This is a genomic window from Marinobacterium alkalitolerans (assembly GCF_017776525.1).
Classification (GTDB): Bacteria; Pseudomonadota; Gammaproteobacteria; order Pseudomonadales; family Balneatricaceae; genus Marinobacterium; species Marinobacterium alkalitolerans.
Map to the genome: position 1 here is coordinate 19,812 of NZ_JACVEW010000002.1, position 18,785 is coordinate 38,596.

An 18,785-nucleotide genomic window follows, 5' to 3' on the forward strand; every position below is an offset into this window, starting at 1 on the left:
TCTATGAGAGTGGAAATCGCCGGCGAAAGCGCCCTGATTATCTATTTTGGCGAGCATGGTCAGCCCGGTGTCGCAGCGGCTGTGGCACGGGCGGCGAGCCTGTTGCGGGATGAGCTTGGCTATCGCCTGATTGATCTGGTGCCCTCCTATGCCTCCCTGCTGGTGCTGTACGACCCCTTTCGTACCGATCACCTTGAAGTGCGCCACCTGATCGGCAAGGTGCTCAAGCGCAGTGAAGAGGCCACCGAGCAGGAGGCGGGTCGTCTGGTTACCTTGCCCGTGTATTACGGTGAAGATGCCGGCTATGACCTGACCTCGCTGGCCGAACGTGTCGGGCTGACACCTGAAGAGGTGGTCGAGCTGCATCAGCAGGGCGAGTACCGCGTCTATGCGATGGGGTTTGCGCCCGGCTTTGCCTATCTGGGTGATGTGGATGAGCGCATCGCCTGCCCGCGACTGGCGACTCCGCGCAAGCGTGTGCCCCGCGGAGCCGTGGGGATTGCAGACCGTCAGACGGCGATCTACCCCGCCGTATCGCCGGGGGGCTGGAATCTGATCGGACGTTGCCCCAAGCGGATGTTCGACCCCGACGCAGAGCCACCGTCCCCGGTTCAGGTCGGTGACCGTGTTCGCTTTGAGGCGATCAGTCGCGATGAGTTCTTCGCACTGGGGGGGAGTCTGGACGATGAATGATATGACCCGAACAGGCTTCAAAGTCCGTCAGCCGGGCCTGATGACGTTGATACAGGATGCCGGACGCTTTGGCCAGCATCACCTCGGCCTGACCACGGGCGGGCCACTGGATCCGGATGCGTTTTACTGGGCCAACCGCCTCTGTGGCAACGACACCGGCAGTACCTGCCTTGAGGTCAGCTTTGGCGGGCTGGTGCTCGAAGCGCAGGTTGCCACCCGCATCGCCGTGACCGGTGCCAATATGCCGCTCAAGCTGAACGGCCGTGAGCAGGAATGCTGGCGCAGCCATGCCGTACAGCCGGGGGATCTGGTTGAGCTGGGATATGCGACTCAAGGCTGTCGCGCCTATCTGGCCGTTGCCGGCGGCTTCCAGATACCCCAGCAGTTTGGCAGTACCGCAACGGTGGTGCGCGAAGGCATTGGAGGGCTGCACGGCAGCAAGCTCGGGCCGGAGGACTTCCTGCCCTGTGAAGCCAGTACGACCTCTGATCTTTGGGTACTGCCTGAAGCCGAGCGTCCGGAATATGGGCGTGAGGTTCGCCTGCGCGTCATACCGGGCTATCAGCAGGATCATTTCGATGCCGTACAGCAGGCCCTGTTCTACAGCAGTGAATATACCACCACCGAGCGCAGTGACCGCATGGGTTACCGGCTGGAAGGTCAGGTCGTGAAGGCTGATATCGAAGGCATCCTGTCTGAAGGCATCTGCCTCGGGGCGATCCAGGTACCGGCCGACGGCCAGCCGATCATTCTGCTCAACGACCGTCAGACGATTGGTGGCTATCCCAAGCTGGGTTCGGTCTTCTCGCCCGATCTGGCACGCCTGGCCCAGTTAACGCAGGGTGCCCGTGTGTGGTTTGAGAAAACCGGCATTGATGAGGCTCACAACCAGCTCTGGCTGTCACGCTTGCGTCGTGAACGTATTCAATTGTTGCCCGCATAGGGTGTACGGAGTTTTTGCATGATTCACCCCATGATGGAGCACAGCGTCCAGGATGCCATGGCGCTCAGTCATCGTATCGAAGACCTGCTGGTTAAACGCAACCTGCGCGGCATGGCACAGGTTCAGGCCAGCATGCTGCCGGGTTACTGTCTGCGCGCGGCGCTGATGTTGCAGCAGGCGCGTGGCACTGTGCTGATCGGCACCGGGTTTCCGGTCGCCGGTACCTTTGAAACGGATGGGCCTGTCGGGGCCATTTCACTCTATCAGGCACTGGAGCAGGTCGGGCTTCACCCCGTGCTGGTGTGCGGTGATCCGCTGGCCAGTGCGCTGGAAGGCGACTACCGCATCCAGCGGTTGCCGCTGAATGAACGCAGTCTGGAAGCGCGCCGAGAGCTGGCCAATGACATTCTGGCCCAGCATCAGCCCTCGCTGGTGATCTCCATCGAGCGACCGGGGCAGGCAGAAGATGCCGATTACTACAACATGCGCGGTGAATCGATCGGCCAGCATACCGCCAGCTTTGACGAAATCATGCATCAGGCCGGTTGTCCGACCATCGCCATCGGCGATGGTGGCAACGAGATCGGCATGGGCAACGTGCGTCCGGCGCTGCAGAGCCTGGACATCAAGGCGGCCGTGACGCGCTGCAATGAGCTTGTGGTGGCAGATGTGTCCAACTGGGGTGGTCATGCGCTGATCGCGCTGTTGGGCTGGCTGATCGGGCGAGACCTGCTGGAAGGCTTCGATAACACCGCCGTGCTGCAATACCTGTCCGAGCGGGGCAGTGTGGATGGCGTGACGCGTCTGAATGAATTGACAGAAGACAGCCTGCCCGCGGCAGACGGGCAGGCGATGTTGCTGGCGCTACGCCAGCTGACCGGTTTTGCCTGAAGTGGCTCTGGCCACTTTGAGGGCGTTGTTTTATTAGTTGGAGACAGAGTATGAGTATTGTATATCTGGACGGCGCATACATGCCGATGGAAGAAGCCCGCATCTCCCCGATGGACCGTGGCTTCCTGTTTGGTGATGGCATCTATGAGGTGATTCCTTCCTATGACGGCAAGCTGGTGGGCTTTGGTCCGCACATTGAGCGCATGAACGAAGGCCTCGGGCTGATCGATATCAACTGCCGCTTTACCGATGCCGACTGGCGCGAAGTCTGTGACACCCTGATCGAGAAGAACGGTGCCGGCAACTTGGGGATCTATCTGCACGTGAGCCGTGGTGCGGACAGCCGTCGCCACCATGCCTACCCGGAAAATGTTGAGCCGACCATCTTTGCGTTTGCGTTCGAGATTCCGGCGGCCCCCGTGGCTGACCGTGACAAGGTGAAGCCCTACAAGGTTTCCAGCACCGAGGATCTGCGCTGGAAACGCTGCAACATCAAATCGACAGCGCTGCTGGGCAACGTGATGCACTTTCAGCAGGGTCACGCCTCCGGCAATCAGGAAATCATCCTGTATAACGCCAACAACGAGATGACCGAAGGCAGTGCCTGCAACGCCTACATCGTCAAGGATGGCGTGGTGATTACGCCGCCGCTGGATCACCAGATTCTGCCGGGGATCACCCGCCTGATGCTGCTTGATATCCTGCGCAAGGATGGCAGCATTCCGGTTGAGGAGCGTGTCGTCACCATGGATGAAGTTCGCAATGCGGATGAGATCTGGCTGACCAGCTCCAGCAAGGAAATTGCGCCGGTTATCGAGCTGGATGGACAGCCGGTTGGCGATGGGCGTGTCGGTGCGGTATGGGAAAAAGCGCAGGCGCTGTATACCGCAAACAAGTACAACTATTGATCAGTTGCGAGGCACCGGACCGCTCGGTGCCTCGTCTTTCTGTTCGCATTATCCTGCCGGGTGGTGTCATTAATGCAGGCTCGAGTCCTGCGGCATCACCGGCCAGTCGGCGGCATCCACCGTGTGCAGTGGTGTCGCCGGCTGATTTCCTTCCCAGCGCTGTATGAACAGGCCTTCAGGATCAAACTGCCGTGCCTGTTTGCTGATATCAAAGTGGCGCTTGCCACGCGGATCAGCCCCGACTCCCGCCAGGTATTGCCAGTTACCCCAGTTGCTGGCCATGTCGTAATCGATCAACTCCTGCTCGAACCAGGCCGCGCCGTAGCGCCAGTCCAGCTCCAGCTCGTTCACCAGGCAACTGGCGACTATCTGCCGTCCTCGATTGGACATCCAGCCGGTGGCTTTCAGCTGTCGCATGCAGGCGTTGACCAGAGGCCAGGGAGTGGTGCCCTCACACCAGGACTTGAAGCGCTGGGGATAGAAACTGGTCAGCGGAGGCTTGCTGCCGATACCCTGTGGGTGAAAGAGGCGGTGGCCGTGGTGCTCGGCATACCACTGGAAGTATTCGCGCCAGAGCAGCTCAAAGAAAATCCAGTAGGTGGACTCGTTGCTGCCATGCGTGTGCTCGTACTGACCAAGTGCATGCATGACCCGTCGCGGTGACAGGCTGCCCTGCGCCAGCCAGGGTGAGAAACGGGTGCCGTTGTCCAGTCCGTCCAGTGCATTGCGCACCTCTTTATAGGACAGAGGCAAGGCTGAGGTGAAATAGCGCTCCAGATGCGCCTGTGCCGCCAGCTCACCACCGCTGAACCAGTCGCTGCAAGTGAACACTGATGATACGGCAGCAGAGGGGGCGGCCTGGGGTATTTCAACTTGAGGTATTTCAACGCCGGGGGGCGGCGGCAGCTGGTTGGGCCTGCCCAGTGGCGCAGGATAGGCCTGGTTTTCCACTTGACGGCGAAAGCGCGAAAAGCCTGGTGGAAACGCCTCAAGCACGGGCGTGATATCCCGCCGGTCAAACAGGGTGTAGCTGTCGGGAGTGGAAAGCTGCAAATGGGGGAAACGCTGCTGTATGGCGTCCAGTTGCCGGGTTTCATAGCAGCCGTTGGGCCGTGCGCAGAACAGGCAGCGAACACCCAGCTGGCTGATCAGGGATGACAGCAGCTCGACGGGATCTCCGTTCAGCTCTACAAGGTTCTGTCCGAGGCTGCTCAGCTGTTCCGACAGATCTTTCAGCCCGGCCGCCAGAAAGCGCTGACGCTTTGAGCCCAGGCGAATCGAGTTGAACTGCTGTCGCTTAACCAGAGCCGGGTCGTGAAGGTACACACACAGCAGTTGATCGCAGGTTTCGGCTGCCTGTATCAAGGTCGGGTTGTCGTCCAGTCGCAAATCGCGGGTGAACCAGAGAATACCAGTCGTCATGAGCGCTCCTTGTCGTTCACGGGCTGATACGCAGCGGATAACAGCTGTGGTTTACCGGATTCCCGTGCAATTACTCATCAGGTGTAGTATTGAGAAGTAAAGGGGGCAACCTTTTGCGGGGGCGTAATGGAAAAAACACCACATGATGAGAAGTTGCTGTCTGTACTGGGGCGCTTGATAAAATGGTCAGTGCGCCTGCTGGCGATCCTCATGGTGTTCGTCATCATGATGGGTGTCGTGGATGTAGGGTGGACGCTGTATGAGAGACTGATTACACCCCCTCACTATATTCTCACCATCTCGGATATGCTGGCGACGTTTGGTGCCTTTATGGCGGTTCTGATCGCCATTGAGATATTCATCAACATCACCATCTACCTGCGTGACAATATCATTCACGTCAAGATTGTGATTGCTACGGCTCTGATGGCGATATCACGGAAGGTCATCATTCTGGACCTGGACACGACGCCATCAGAGTACCTGTGGGGGATTGCGCTCATTGTAGTGGCCATGAGCGTTGCTTATCTAATTGTTCAACGTCACGGGTCTGATGAAGGGGATCACTGACCCCCCTGGTACTTTGACATTAAGTGGGTGGGGCGGCTCAACCCAGTTTTTGCCGCAGCAGTTCAAGAAAGAGGTCGCGTGCCTTGTTGGGGCGGGCCGATTTGCGCACGATAGCGCCGGAATCCAGATGGTAATGGCGCTTTTCAGGTTGCAGGGCGCGCAGTTCGCCCGTTGGGGTGTTCTGCTCAACGTAATATTCGGGCAGGAAACCGACATACATGCCTGAGCGGATCATCGCCAGCCGGGTTTCGTAATAATAGGCCGTGGCCCGTGGGTCCATGGGCTCAATCAGGTGGATGGCGCCCTTGTGTGGCTTGAGTCCGGCCTGGATCAGGGCCTGGGAGTCGATCACCTCATCGGTTAGCTGGCGCTCAGGCACCTTGTACAGCGGATGTGTGCGGTGGCAGTAGAGGCGGCATACATCCGTGAACAGGTGGATGTACTCCAGCCCTTCAATTTCCCGGTGCAAGGGCACGAAGCCGATTTCCGCTTCCTCGTTGATCACCTTCTGCTCAATCGTGCTCATGGATGCCACATCAACGGTGATGTACACATCCGGTGCCTGCTCATGCAGCTGATGAATCAGCTCCGGCAGCTGCAGCCTGGGATCACCGCTGACCGTATCAGAGAACAGCAGCCTCAGGTCGCCTGAAAGGGTGGAGTTCAGGTTGTTCACGGTTGATCTGAACTCTTCCAGCGCATCGAACAGCTGCCTGGCCGAGTCATAAATGATGCGCCCTTCATCCGTCAGGGAAAAGCCGGCCCGTCCGCGCTGGCAGAGCGTCAGGTTCAGGCGGGATTCCAGGTTGGCGATATGAATGCTGATGGTGGAGCGCGTGATATTGAGCTCGGTCTCTGCCGCGGAAAAGCCGCCGCAATCAACAACCGTGGTGAACACCTTGAGCTGCTTAATCTCGTAGTCACCCACCTGGCCCAGCCAGAATTTGCGTTGTCCCATAGTGTGTCCAGGCGCGATGGGGCATGAGAGCAGGCTGTCGCTGCCGGTCGTGCATGCCCTGAGTGAATTGCATGATCGAGATTCATCTTAATCAATTTCCCTGAACGGGAACAGGCTGGCTAAGTTTGATCGGCGTAAAACCATGCTTTTACCCGTGATGCTTTTTACCCAACCAGCCCGGCCCTACACTGGCTTCACTTCTTTACGAGTGGTTTGGTAGGTCTGCACAATGAAAAATTATCAGAGCATGGATCATTTCTGGATGCCGTTCACGGCAAACAGAGCCTTCAAGGAATCTCCGCGAATCATTGAGCGCGCCGAAGGCATGTGGCTATTCAATGATGAAGGGCGTCAGATTCTGGATGCCACTGCGGGCCTTTGGTGTGTCAACGCCGGCCATGGCCGCAAGCAGATCGCGGATGCCGTCGCGGCACAGATCCAGACACTGGATTACACGTCGCCCTTTAACCTTGGGCACGATATCGGCTTCGAGTTTGCGGAGCGTCTCGTCAAGCACTCGCCGCAGGGGCTGGACCGCGTTTTCTTCAGCTGCTCCGGCTCTGAAGCCGTGGAAAGTGCGCTCAAGATTGCGCTGGCGTACCAGAACGCACGTGGCAAGGGCGGCAAATACCGCTTTATCGGCCGCGAAAAGGGCTACCACGGTGTCAACTTCGGCGGTATCTCAGTGGGTGGCCTGACGCCCAACCGCAAGGGGTTTGGTCCCTTGCTGCCGGTTGATCACCTGCCGCATACGCTGGACGTGGAGCGCAACGCCTTCTCCAAAGGACTGCCGGAGTTTGGCATTGAACGTGCGGAAGCACTGGAAAACCTGCTGCAGTTCCATGGCTCGGACAGCATTGCAGCCGTCATCGTCGAGCCGGTGAGCGGCGCGGGCGGTGTGGTATTGCCGCCGGTCGGGTACCTCAAGAAGCTGCGCGAGATCTGTACTCGACATGATGTGCTGCTGATCTTTGATGAAGTGATCTGTGGCTGGGGCCGTCTGGGTGACAGCTTCGGTGCCAACCGGTTTGATGTTCAGCCGGACATGATCACGTCGGCGAAAGGCATCACCAACGGTGTGCTGCCACTTGGGGCCGTATTTGTGCGCAACGAAATCTACGACACTGTCCTCAACGCGGCACCCGAAGGCCAGGTGGAATTCTTCCACGGCTATACCTACTCGGCTCACCCGGTTGCCTGTGCCGCGGGGCTTGCGGCACTGGACATCTATGAGTCCGAAGGCCTGCTGGAACGTGGTGCTGGCGAGATCGGCCAGTACTGGGAAGAAGCGCTGCACTCCCTGAAGGGGCTGCCGGGCATCGTCGATGTGCGCAATTTCGGCCTGATCGGCGCGGTTCAGTTTGCCGCGGCGGATGGTTCGCTGGTTGGTCCGACGATCATGAAGCGCTGTTACGAGCTGGGTATGTCGATTCGTGCCGTGGGCGACATCATTGCGCTGTCTCCGCCGCTGATCATCGAAAAATCACACATCGATCAGATCGTGGACATCTTCACCCAAATCTCGAAAGAGATGTTCCGAGGCTGATTGCCTGACCCTGGTTTCCTCTGCATGGGCTTTTGCTTAGGAAATGACCGAAAGGTCGACCCCTTTCCGGGCATCTGTAAGGATGCCCGGTTTTTTTGGTGGGCTTAATCCGCAAGGCCGCGTTCGTGCAGAATCTTCTCGATAATCGGCACCGGGTTCATCATGTGCTCAAACATCATGCGCCGGGCCTGGTCACTGTCACGTGACATCAGGGCATCGATCAGGCATCGGTGTTCTTCGCGCTTGGTTTCCAGAGCATCGGCCGAGAAAACGGTTTGGCGCAGCCATAGCTGGCGGTAGCGCTCGGCCTGATCGAGCATGGTCGTGCGCAGTTCCATCAGCTTGTTGGAGCCGCATCCGCTGGCGATAGCGTTGTGAAAGGCCTTGTGACGACTGTCCCAGAGCGTCAGCATCTGGTCTGCACTTTCGACCGTATCCACGCGTGCCAGCGTGTGGGCCGTGGCAATAACCGACGCTTCCCAGCTGTCATCCCCCCGCTCAACAGCCAGTGCCGTAATCATTGCCTCGAGGCTGGCGCGTGCGAAGTAGATATCCTGCAGCTCCTCAATCGACATGGGGGCAACGCGAAACCCTCTCTGACTGGCGGCCGTCACCAGGTGCTCGGCAACCAGACGTGACAGGGCTTCTCGCATGGGGCCCGTACCAATCTCGTACCGCTCTCTAAGATGACTCATTAACAGCTTGTCGCCCGGCTGGAAGACGCCGGAGGTGATATCCGTTTTCAGCTGCTGGTAAGCGATGTCAGCCTGGTTGATCTTGGTCGTCATAATGCTCAGGGCCATGAGAAGTAGGGAACTGATTATATCGGCAGGGATGGATATACAGCAAAAGGAAGGAATATATACATAATTTAAAAATGTAGATATTTTTTGAAAATATATTTTTTATTGTGTATTGTCTTCAGTACAAGGATCGCTACTGAAGCCCTCCCGGGGTTTGTGGAAGGTCCGCTCTATAACGATAAACAGCACACAAGACCGAGGTTCTCATGCACGCCACCGTTCAACCGATTACGAAAAACATGCCGTCTGGACAGGGCTTCACCCTGCAGGCCTCCGCTCTGAGTGAGCGTCTTCTGGAACTGAAAATTGAAGCTGACGTGGTTCAGGCTTTTCTTGAGCAGGTGGCTGAATGGCCCGTTCAGGCACTTGAATACAAGTCCATGCTGCGTTTTCGCGTGGCTGCCATCCTGAATGAGCTGTGCGGCAAGGCGCTGCAGCCGCTGCTGGTTGAAGCACTCACCAATCGTGATACCGGTGCGCTGCTGATTACCCCGGAAGGCCTTAACCAGGTTGAGCAGGCTGAAGAGATGGTCAAGTTCACGACCGCTGTGGCCCACCTGTTCGGACGCTCAAACTTTGATGCCATGAGTGGCCAGTACTACGCCCGCTTTGTGGTCAAGAATGAGGACAACTCGGACAGCTATCTGCGTCAGGCGCACCGTGTCATGGAGCTGCACAACGATGGCACCTACGTGGATCAGGACACGGACTACGTGCTGATGCTGAAAATCGACGAGCAGAACATGGAAGGTGGCAACTCGCTGCTGCTGCATCTGGATGACTGGGCCGATCTGGACCGTTTCTACTCTCATCCCATGGCACACAAGGAGATGCGCTGGGCCGCTCCTCCCAGCAAGAATACGGGCAAGGATGTGTTCCATCCGGTATTTGATGCCGACCGCAGTGGCCGTCCGATCATGTCCTACATCGACCAGTTTGTGCAGCCTGCCAACTATGAAGAGGGCAACTGGCTGACAGACCTTTCTGAGTCACTGGAAAGCAGCCCGTCCATCCTGTCGGTGCGGGTGCCGGTCGGCAGCTTCCTGCTGATCAATAACCATTTCTGGCTGCACGGGCGTGACAAGTTCACCGCGCATCAGGGCCTGCGTCGTGAGTTGATGCGTCAGCGCGGTTACTTCACGCACGCCAAAACACTGCGCAACCCCAAACAGTAACGGGCTTTCGCTCAGGCAAACCCTTAAAGACCATCCGTAGTGCGGGTGGTCTTTTTCCGTTCTAGCTGGAGACACAATGTACGATTTCATTATTGTGGGCGGCGGGATCATCGGCATGTCCACCGCCATGCAGTTACTTGAGCGTTATCCTGACAAGAAGCTGCTGCTGATTGAGAAGGAAAGTGGCCCGGCACGGCATCAGACCGGCCATAACTCGGGTGTTATTCATGCTGGCGTGTATTACACGCCGGGCAGCCTCAAGGCCCGCTTCTGCCTGCAGGGCAACATTGATACCAAGCGTTTTTGTGACGAAAACGGTATTCGCTATGACGCCTGTGGCAAATTGCTGGTGGCGACCAATACGCTCGAAATGGAGCGCATGAAAGCCCTCTGGGAGCGAACGGAAGCCAACGGGCTGGAGCGTTACTGGCTGTCGGCAGAGGAGCTCAGGGAGCGTGAGCCCAATATCACGGGCCTGGGCGGTATTCTGGTGCCCTCAAGCGGTATCGTGAACTATGCCGAAGTGACTGAGGCGATGGCAGGCCGTATCCGCGCCATGGGTGGTGAGGTGCGCTATGAGACAGAAGTCATCGGCCTGAAAGAGAAAGCGACTGACGTTGAGGTCACTACACCTCAGGGCAGCCTTTCGGGGCGCTACCTGATTACCTGCTCGGGCCTGATGGCGGACCGCGTGGTTCGCATGCTGGGGCATGAGCCGGATTTTCGCATCTGCCCGTTCCGGGGGGAATACTACCTGTTGCCGCCCGAGCACAACCGGATCGTCAAGCACCTGATCTACCCGATTCCTGATCCGGGCATGCCGTTTCTGGGGGTTCACCTGACACGGATGATCGACGGGACCGTCACCGTGGGTCCCAATGCGGTACTGGCCTGGAAGCGAGAAGGCTATCGCAAGACCGATTTCTCCCTGAGTGACAGCCTGGAAACGCTGGGCTATGCCGGGATTCGCAAGGTGCTCCGAGCCAACCTGAAGCCCGGGCTGGTCGAGCTCAAGAACTCGTTGTTCAAGGGCGGGTATTTGAAAGAGGTTCAGAAGTACTGCCCTTCGATCAGCCGTGAGGACCTCAAGTCCTATCCTGCCGGGGTACGTGCCCAGGCTGTATCCCGCGATGGCAAGCTGGTGGACGACTTCCTGTTTGTCAAAACCGGCCGCACCATCAACGTCTGCAATGCTCCCTCTCCGGCGGCGACTTCGGCGCTGCCGATCGGACGCCACATCATTGCCGAAGCCCAACAGCAGTTTGGCCTGAAGTAAGGCTTCCCGCGGGTTGTTTGGCCGTCTTAAAACTGAACGTTTAAAGCGGTCGACGGCCCGCTGTGAGCAGGGTGTTAGTATCGAGCAAACCGCATAACCGACCGGCCATGCACCTCGCTGCGCAGGCGCCGGTCTCTGATTCAGAGGGGCATCCATGCAGAGCCGTGAATTATTGAAAAACCAGGCGTATATCGATGGCAAATGGGTCAATGCCGCGTCCGGCAGCACCCTGGCTGTGCTTAACCCGGCAACGGGCGAGCAGGTGGGCGAGGTGCCGGACCTGAATGCCGCTGAGGCCAATGCGGCAGTCGAAGCGGCCCATCGCGCCTTTTCCCACTGGAAGAAAACAACGGCCAAAGAGCGCTGTACGCTGCTGAAACGCTGGTATGAGCTGATTATGGCGAACCAGGAAGAGCTGGCGCAGCTGCTGACGGCAGAACAGGGCAAGCCGCTGGCCGAGGCGCGTGGGGAAGTCGGTTATGGCGCTTCCTTTGCCGAATGGTTTGGTGAAGAAGCCAAGCGTACCTACGGCGACCATATCCCCTCACCGTCTCCGAGCAGCCGTCTGGTGACGATCCTGCAGCCGGTGGGCGTGGTGGCGGCGATTACCCCCTGGAACTTCCCGGTCGCCATGATTACACGCAAGATTGCGCCGGCACTGGCTGCCGGATGTACCGTTGTACTCAAGCCGGCAGAAGACACGCCTTTGTGTGCCTTGGCGCTGGCGGAACTGGCCGAGCAGGCCGGGTTCCCGGCCGGTGTCATCAATATTGTCACCACGGCTGATCCTGTTGCTGTGGGGGATACCCTCACCTCACACCCGCTGGTCAACAAGGTGTCGTTCACCGGTTCAACTCCGGTTGGCAAGCACATCCTGCACCAGGCAGCGGACACGGTGAAAAAGGTCTCCATGGAACTGGGAGGCAATGCGCCCTTCATCATCTTTGATGATGCGGATCTGGATGCGGCCATCAAGGGAGTGCTCATCTCCAAGTACCGCAACGCAGGGCAGACCTGTGTCTGCACCAACCGCATCTATGTGCAGCGCAGTGTTCAGGAAGCCTTCGTTGAGCGTTTCAGGGCTGCTGTGGCTGAACTCCGTGTGGGTGAGGGGGCTGCGGATACAACCGATGTGGGGCCACTGATCAACCTGAAGGCGGTTGAGCGGGTAGAAGCCGTGGTCGGGCAGGCACTGGAAGAAGGGGCTGAACTGCTGCATGGCGGCGAACGTCATCCGGCCGGTGAGCTGTTCTTCCAGCCGACCCTGCTGGGGAACGTCAATGAGCAGATGGCGATTGCTCAGCAGGAGCTGTTCGGTCCCATTTCCACGCTGTTCGTATTCGATACGGAAGACGAAGTGATCGAGCGGGCCAATGATACGCCCTTTGGTCTGGCCGCTTATTTCTATTCACGTGACATAGGTCGTTGCTGGCGCGTGGCAGAAGGGCTGGAATACGGTATGGTCGGCATCAACGAAGGCATCATCTCCAATGAGGTTTCGCCGTTCGGTGGCGTGAAGGAGTCCGGCATTGGTCGAGAGGGTTCACGCCACGGGATCGATGACTACCTGGAGATCAAGTACCTCTGCATGGGCGGCATTTAGTCCCTACCTGCGGATGCAGGACCTGCAATGCATGCGTGAAGGCGACCCGAGAGGTCGCCTTTTTCGTGCAGGCAGGCGAACGGGGCGTGAAAAATTTCACCAAGGGGCGGCCACTCAAACTGGAGGCCTGCTGTGAGCAAAACTGTGGATAGATGTGGCGCCAGTACAGTGATGCACCTTAATTGTGCTTGGGCAGGGTGCAGTAGAGGGGATTGGGTTCTGAATGGGCAATGGCCAGCAGGGGGTTGGGTGGATAAACGGTCCAAAAAGGCGTCAATTTGGCTATCCGATTGAAACGCTGCACGCATTGAGTGCAGCAGGCCACTCATCGGTGCGCACTCGCCAAGCTATTCACAGGGCTGCTTTTGTTTGAACACTATCAAAGTAAACGTATGCGAGCAGCCGTTTAACGCCACTCCTCGGTTTGCGATAGTCGAAATGTGTCCTGTGGATATCCATGTAACAGGAATGACTTAACCAGCATGCACCCATAAAGCATGTGTGACTAAATCTAAAAACAAGCGGGTAAGTGAACATGAAAAAAATACTGGGCAACATGTCGCGACGACTGACTGCTGGTGCACTGACGCTGGCGCTTTCAGCAGGGGCCAGCATGAGCGCTGCGGCGGCTGAATTCAACTGGCGCTTTGCCAACCTGTACAGCCGTGGAACCGCCTTTGGCGAGGTTTATCAGGACCTTGCTGACAACATTGAAACCATGTCCAATGGGCGCATCTCCGTACAGATGATGTACGCCGGCGAAGGGGTCAGCACCAATGGCATCTTCGGCGCCGTCAAGTCCGGCCTGATTACCATGGGCGCACCTTTCCAGCCGATGCACGCCGGTGAGATGCCTGCCGGCATTGTTGAAGTCGGTCTGCCGGGCGGTACTGACAAGCCGGCCGAGCTGATGGACCTGTTCTACGAGAAGGGCTGGGGTGACATTCTCAAGGATGCGTACGCCGAGCATGGTCTGGTCTGGCTGGACCCCTACATTCAGCCCCCGGTCTATATCCTGACGAAGGAACCGATCAACTCGGTGGAAGACTTTGAAGGCCTGAAAATCCGAGCGCCGGGCGCCTACGGCAAATTCCTGCGTAACCTGGGCGCGTCGCCGGTTAACCTGACCTGGGGTGAAATCTACACCTCGCTGTCTACCGGCGTTATTGATGGCTCTATCGGTTCCAACCTGATTGACCACCGTGACGGTAACCATGTTGAGGTTGCCAAATACATGTACCGACTGCCGCTGGCAGGTGCTCAGGTATTGCCGGTCATCGTGAACCAGAAAGCCTGGAACCAGCTGCCGGACGACCTGAAAGCGGTTGTCAGCGCGGCAACTGCCGTACATGCCAAGGAACAGCTGACCAAGTCCCGTGAGTGGGAAGCGAAAGCGGTTGCGGATATGCAGGCCAAGGGCATGCAGTGGAGCCCTGAGCCGAGCGATGCCGACAAGGCAGCCTGGAAGGCGGCGGGTGCCAACCTGTGGGAAGACTATGCCAAGGAAGGACCTTACAGCAAGAAGCTGGTAGAAGTGCTGAAAGCCGAAAGCATGTAAGCACGCCTGTCATGAACGGAGGGGAAACCCTCCGTTTGCCGTTTACGGGGTAAATAATAATGACCACATTGCTTCGCGGCTATTGTCTGGCAGTTGAGTTCATCGTCCGCTTTCTCGGTCGATCGGTTGCCTGGCTGGTTCCTGTGCTGTCACTGGTGGTGGCGTCTGAAGTCTTTGCACGTTATGTGCTGAACCGCCCAACCGTGTGGGCATACGATCTTTCACTGTTTCTGTTTGCCTATATCGCGGCATTGGGTGGTGCCTATGCGCAGCAGAAGCAGGCTCATATCAATGTCGATATTCTCTACCTGAAAGTGTCAGAGCGTACGCGTCGCCTGTTTGATCTGGTGACCTACCTGCTGGCCATGTACTTCATGCTGGTGCTGATCAAGATCGGTGTGGAGCAATTGGAGCAGACCATCAAGTTCAACTACCGTCGCCAGAGTGAATGGGCGCCGCCCATGCATCATTTCTGGGTGATGATGATCAGTGCCGGGGCACTGATGCTGTTGCAGCTGTCCGCGCAATGGATCAGTAATTTTTACAGTCTGGTAACGGGCAACGAGCTGATTGAGCAGCAGGAGAGTAAAGAATAATGGGCATTGAACTTCTGACAGTCGTGCTGCTTGTCTGCGTGCTGGCCTCCTTTGCACTGGGCGCGCCGGTAGGCCTGGCACTGGGTGGCATCGCCATGGCGATCGGCTACCTCACCTGGGGCGAGGGGATTTTCAACCTGATCCCGTCGACCATCGATACAACCTATTTCAGTTTTATTCTGCTGGCGATCCCGCTCTACATCTATATGGGGCAGTTGCTGACGCGCTCGGGCATCGGGGATGCCATGTTCAATGCCAGCCAGCTCATTATTGGTCGCATCCGAGGCTCACTGGCCGTCAGTGTGATCGGCGTGTGCTCCATGATCGGTGCCATGGTCGGCATCATCGGTGCCGGTATCATGACCTCCGGCAGTATCGCACTCAAACCCATGCTGGAACGTGGCTATGACCGCCGGCTGGCGCTGGGTGTCATCATGGCGGGCGGTGGTCTGGGGATTCTGATTCCTCCCAGTGTACCCATGATCATGTTTGCGTCATCGACCCAGAACTCCGTGGGCCGCATGTTTATTGCCGCGCTGATTCCGGCCCTGATTTCGGTCGTGTCGCTGGCGCTCTATGTGATCATCAGCTGCAAGCTGAAACCGAGCCTGGCGCCCATGGGCACGGGCGACGAAGCCAACATGACACCGCGCAAAAAGCTGCTGACCCTGCGCGATGGGGTGTTCTCCGTGCTGCTGATCGTGGCGGTGCTGGGCAGCATTATCAGCGGTATTGCCACCCCGACGGAATCCGGTGCGATCGGTGTTATCGGTGCCCTGATACTCGCCATACTGTTCAAGCGTTTCAAGACCAGCATGTTCAAGGCCGCCGGCTTTGAAACGGCTATTTTGATCAGCGTGGCGATGTGGATCATCTTTGGTGCCACGCTGTTCAGCAACTTCCATCTGATGATGGGCATTCAGGGCATGGTTGCCTCCTTTACCCAGGACCTTGGCCTGCCACCCATCGGCGTCATCATCATGATGCAGCTGATCATGCTGTTGCTGGGCTTTATCATCGATGAGTTCATCATCGTATTGATGTGCGCGCCTCTGTTTACACCGATTGCGGTCTCGCTGGGGTACGACCCCATCTGGTTCGGGATTCTGATGATCCTGAATATCGAAATCGCGGTGCAGACACCGCCCTATGGCTTTGCGCTGTTCTACCTGAAAGGTATAGCGCCACCGGGTGTCACCATGGGTGAGATCTACAAGTCCGTGACCCCGTTTATCTGTATCAAACTGGCGGTTCTGATTCTGTGCATGCTGGTACCGGAACTGGTGCTCTGGCTGCCGAACAAGTTGATGGGGTAAGGCATGTATACCAATATTCTGATACCGATGGACCCTGATTACACCGATAACTTTGATCCCCTTGTAAAGCTGGCGCTCAAGGTGATTGAAGAGGGGGGCACCATCTCAACCCTGTACGTCAACAAGAACTATATCCACCATGCCATGGCAGCAACCTCGCCGGACAAGCCGACCGAGATTGAAAAGGCCATCCTGGAGACGGTGATTAACAAGTTCGAGGCAACGGTGCCGGAGGACGTGCGGGGTCGCGTGTATACGCAGAGGGGCGTTGTGCACGATGAAATACTGCGTGTGTCCAAGCGCATGCAGGCAGACCTGATCATCATGTCGCCCAACAAGCGGCCCTGGCTGGACCGCTTCATGGGGTCCAATACGCGCAAGGTGATGACCGAAGCGCACTGCAGCGTCTTTGTAAGGCGTTGATCCTCTCTGGCTGCTGAATGAGGTAGACTCGGGTCGTTAATCCCCTTCAGCAGCAGAGGTCTGTCATGGCTGCACTTGAACTCAAGGTGCCTCCACCCCTGATCGCCACACTGGTTGCGCTGGCCTTGTATGCCGGCGCACGCATCTCGCCCGACTGGCTGAACGTGACGATTCCCTTTTTCTGGATTGGACTGGTGCTGGCGATCGCCATGCTGGTCGGTGCATCGGCCGTGCTGCACTTTTTCCGAGCCGGTACCACCGTGCACCCGCATTGCCCGGAAAAGAGCCGGGTGCTGGTCGCCCGGGGGATCTACCGGGTCAGCCGTAACCCCATGTACCTCGCACTCCTGCTGATACTGGTGGCCTGGTCCCTGCACTTGGGTTGGCTTCTCTCCCCGCTGGGGTGGGGGCTGTTCGTGGTCTGTATCACCCGTTTTCAGATACGCCCCGAGGAGCGGGTGCTGACGCGTCTGTTTGGTGATGAATATCGGGACTATTGCCAGCGCGTGAGGCGCTGGCTGTAAACCGGTCAGGCGGCGCTGTTGAGTGAAAGAAGCTCCTCCAGGCCGATCAGGTTCCCCGGCAGGTCACGATGGTTAAGGGTATCGCTGATGACCTGTCCCTGCCATTCCTGCTCCAGTCGCTGGCGTTCCGGCGATGCCTTGAAGGTTGTAATGAAGCGGTTGACCTCTGCCAGCAGCCCCGCGTTTTCGCTGTCGGCGGCAACGGCCATGCAGTAGAAATAGGGCTGCTCGGCCAGATTGCCGGGCAGGATTTCGATCTTGCCGTACCAGGGGCTTTGCGGGTTGTTGCAGGCCCAGTAGTAGATCGGCAGATCGACCATAAAGGCATCCACCAGCCCGTTGGCCAGACAGTCGTGAATACGACTCTGGTCGGAATAGGCCAGCAGGTTGGACAGCCGGGTGCGTGCTCGCTCGTCCGTGCCGATTCCAAGTTCATCCAGCACCGCGAAAGCGGCGGGGTCATTAATGATCCCCAGCGTTTTGCCTGCCAGGTCCTGTGGTCCCTTGATACGCTGATCGCCCGACCGCCGTGCCAGAACGCAGTGCAGGTAGGTATAGGGCTCCGAGTAGGCGACGTGGCTGTAGCCTTCATCCGGCGGCAGAGCGCTGATCACGATATCTGCAGGCAAGCCGCCGGGGGTACTGCTGCTGAACAGGCGCTCGGTGCACAGGTCCCAGGGCGTTTCGACGAACTCGCAGCTGACCCCCAGGTATTTGGCCAGTGCCTTGGCATAGAGGATATCCAGCCCCTGCAGTTCACTGCCTTCCCGTGGCCGGAACGAGAGCCCGACAAACTGAGGCTCGACCGCCACGCGCAGGGTCCCTCGCTGTCGGATCTGCTGCAGCCGATCCTGGCCCCGGCTGATGCCCAGCTGCCGTCCCATGCGCTCAATGGGGAGCTGCGCCGATGAGAGGTTATCCAGTGTGGGCGGAAGCTGGTTCAGGCCCTGCCCGACCTGGCCGGCGATCTCGCTCACCCAGAGCTGCTTGTCGCGTACTCGGCCCATGGCATCCTGAAGCAGGTGCAGCGTTTCAAACAGAATACCGGTATTCTCGCGCACCTGACCGATATCGTCGTTGATATGGCTGAAGAGTGTGCCCAGACGCTCACTGGAGTAGTCCACGGCCTGGTCTGAGGCTTCCAGCTTGTCCATGCTATGTTGGCGCAGGCCCTGAAGGTCCTGTTCAATCACCGAAAAATCCAGCTGTTCCCGTGCTTCATCCACATGCCGTACAGTCACCTCTGCCAGATTGCGCACCTCGTTGGCGACCACCGCAAAGCCACGTCCGTGCTCACCGGCTCGGGCGGCTTCAATGGCAGCATTCAGAGCCAGCAGGTTGATCTGGGCGCCGATACGGGTAATGTTTTCCAGCACCGCATGAGCACTTTCCGCTTTCGCCTCCAGCTTGAGCGCAATACGCTCCATCGCTTCAATCACGGCGTTACTGGTGTCGCCCACGGTATCACGCAGTGTCTGCTGTAACTGGTGTACCTCGTCCCAGGATTCTCCGACCTTGCCGGCGGCAGCATTGAGTTCTGACTCCAGCAGGCGGGACCGCTGTGACATCTGGTCGATCAG

At 58.0% G+C, this 18,785-nt stretch carries 18 protein-coding genes and 1 pseudogene; 14 read left to right on the forward strand and 5 right to left on the reverse strand.

The window, feature by feature from the left end:
• Window positions 1-3 precede the first annotated feature (3 nt).
• Genes pxpB through H9C73_RS01445 form a run of 4 tightly spaced genes read left to right on the forward strand, consistent with a single transcriptional unit; the run spans window position 4 to window position 3,435 of the window.
• Complete coding sequence (pxpB, locus tag H9C73_RS01430) at window positions 4-693, forward strand: 5-oxoprolinase subunit PxpB (RefSeq protein WP_209285999.1); 690 nt, start codon at window positions 4-6, stop codon at window positions 691-693.
• The gene (locus H9C73_RS01435; RefSeq protein WP_209286000.1) at window positions 686-1,636 is read left to right on the forward strand and encodes a 5-oxoprolinase subunit C family protein; all 951 of its coding nucleotides are present in this window, start codon (window positions 686-688) and stop codon (window positions 1,634-1,636) included. The genes pxpB and H9C73_RS01435 overlap by 8 nt, the downstream gene beginning before the upstream one ends.
• Window positions 1,637-1,654: 18 nt before the next feature.
• Window positions 1,655-2,527, forward strand: a complete 873-nt coding sequence (locus H9C73_RS01440) for a DUF4392 domain-containing protein (protein ID WP_209286001.1) — start codon at window positions 1,655-1,657, stop codon at window positions 2,525-2,527.
• A gap of 50 nt (window positions 2,528-2,577) precedes the next feature.
• Complete coding sequence (locus H9C73_RS01445) at window positions 2,578-3,435, forward strand: D-amino acid aminotransferase (RefSeq protein WP_209286002.1); 858 nt, start codon at window positions 2,578-2,580, stop codon at window positions 3,433-3,435.
• A 69-nt stretch (window positions 3,436-3,504) separates the two neighbouring features.
• Here H9C73_RS01445 and H9C73_RS01450 read toward each other — a convergent pair whose 3' ends face one another.
• A complete protein-coding gene (locus H9C73_RS01450) occupies window positions 3,505-4,857 on the reverse strand; it encodes a DASH family cryptochrome (protein WP_209286003.1) in 1,353 nt (450 codons plus the stop codon).
• A gap of 126 nt (window positions 4,858-4,983) precedes the next feature.
• Here H9C73_RS01450 and H9C73_RS01455 point away from each other — a divergent pair, with 126 nt between their 5' ends.
• On the forward strand, window positions 4,984-5,427 hold the full coding sequence (locus tag H9C73_RS01455) for a phosphate-starvation-inducible PsiE family protein (RefSeq protein WP_209286004.1): 444 nt from the start codon (window positions 4,984-4,986) through the stop codon (window positions 5,425-5,427).
• Window positions 5,428-5,464: 37 nt separating this feature from the next.
• Here the strand turns inward: H9C73_RS01455 and H9C73_RS01460 are convergent, their stop codons facing one another.
• Window positions 5,465-6,385, reverse strand: coding sequence for a LysR family transcriptional regulator (locus H9C73_RS01460; RefSeq protein WP_209286005.1), 921 nt, complete (start codon window positions 6,383-6,385; stop codon window positions 5,465-5,467).
• A 229-nt stretch (window positions 6,386-6,614) separates the two neighbouring features.
• On the opposite strand from H9C73_RS01460, the gene H9C73_RS01465 reads away from it, so the two are divergent.
• Window positions 6,615-7,931, forward strand: a complete 1,317-nt coding sequence (locus H9C73_RS01465) for an aspartate aminotransferase family protein (protein ID WP_209286006.1) — start codon at window positions 6,615-6,617, stop codon at window positions 7,929-7,931.
• Window positions 7,932-8,035: 104 nt separating this feature from the next.
• Here the strand turns inward: H9C73_RS01465 and csiR are convergent, their stop codons facing one another.
• Complete coding sequence (gene csiR / locus H9C73_RS01470; protein ID WP_209286007.1) at window positions 8,036-8,719, reverse strand: DNA-binding transcriptional regulator CsiR; 684 nt, start codon at window positions 8,717-8,719, stop codon at window positions 8,036-8,038.
• Between the two features lie 221 nt (window positions 8,720-8,940).
• Here csiR and glaH point away from each other — a divergent pair, with 221 nt between their 5' ends.
• From glaH to H9C73_RS01510, 8 genes are all read left to right on the forward strand, one after another.
• Window positions 8,941-9,909 (forward strand): glutarate dioxygenase GlaH, encoded by a 969-nt coding sequence (glaH, locus tag H9C73_RS01475; RefSeq protein ID WP_209286008.1) that lies wholly within the window; start codon window positions 8,941-8,943, stop codon window positions 9,907-9,909.
• A gap of 76 nt (window positions 9,910-9,985) precedes the next feature.
• The gene (lhgO, locus tag H9C73_RS01480) at window positions 9,986-11,185 is read left to right on the forward strand and encodes an L-2-hydroxyglutarate oxidase (protein ID WP_209286009.1); all 1,200 of its coding nucleotides are present in this window, start codon (window positions 9,986-9,988) and stop codon (window positions 11,183-11,185) included.
• A gap of 154 nt (window positions 11,186-11,339) precedes the next feature.
• Entirely contained in the window at window positions 11,340-12,788 is a 1,449-nt protein-coding gene (locus tag H9C73_RS01485; protein ID WP_209286010.1) for an NAD-dependent succinate-semialdehyde dehydrogenase, read from the forward strand.
• 535 nt (window positions 12,789-13,323) lie between these two features.
• Complete coding sequence (locus H9C73_RS01490) at window positions 13,324-14,346, forward strand: TRAP transporter substrate-binding protein (protein WP_236014021.1); 1,023 nt, start codon at window positions 13,324-13,326, stop codon at window positions 14,344-14,346.
• A gap of 59 nt (window positions 14,347-14,405) precedes the next feature.
• On the forward strand, window positions 14,406-14,942 hold the full coding sequence (locus H9C73_RS01495; protein WP_209286011.1) for a TRAP transporter small permease subunit: 537 nt from the start codon (window positions 14,406-14,408) through the stop codon (window positions 14,940-14,942).
• The gene (locus H9C73_RS01500; RefSeq protein ID WP_209286012.1) at window positions 14,942-16,258 is read left to right on the forward strand and encodes a TRAP transporter large permease; all 1,317 of its coding nucleotides are present in this window, start codon (window positions 14,942-14,944) and stop codon (window positions 16,256-16,258) included. Before H9C73_RS01495 ends, H9C73_RS01500 begins: the two co-directional genes overlap by 1 nt.
• A gap of 3 nt (window positions 16,259-16,261) precedes the next feature.
• Window positions 16,262-16,681 carry a universal stress protein gene (locus H9C73_RS01505; protein WP_209286013.1) on the forward strand — a complete coding sequence of 140 codons (420 nt, stop codon included), beginning with the start codon at window positions 16,262-16,264 and terminating at the stop codon, window positions 16,679-16,681.
• A 65-nt stretch (window positions 16,682-16,746) separates the two neighbouring features.
• Complete coding sequence (locus tag H9C73_RS01510) at window positions 16,747-17,205, forward strand: methyltransferase family protein (RefSeq protein ID WP_209286014.1); 459 nt, start codon at window positions 16,747-16,749, stop codon at window positions 17,203-17,205.
• Window positions 17,206-17,210: 5 nt separating this feature from the next.
• Here H9C73_RS01510 and H9C73_RS16405 read toward each other — a convergent pair whose 3' ends face one another.
• Together H9C73_RS16405 and H9C73_RS16410 are read right to left on the reverse strand one after the other, a co-directional pair.
• Window positions 17,211-18,212, reverse strand: a complete 1,002-nt coding sequence (locus H9C73_RS16405) for a substrate-binding periplasmic protein (protein WP_407944003.1) — start codon at window positions 18,210-18,212, stop codon at window positions 17,211-17,213.
• 111 nt (window positions 18,213-18,323) lie between these two features.
• Window positions 18,324-18,773 (reverse strand): annotated as a pseudogene (locus H9C73_RS16410) (methyl-accepting chemotaxis protein); the annotation flags it as partial.
• Between the last annotated feature and the right edge of the window lie 12 nt (window positions 18,774-18,785).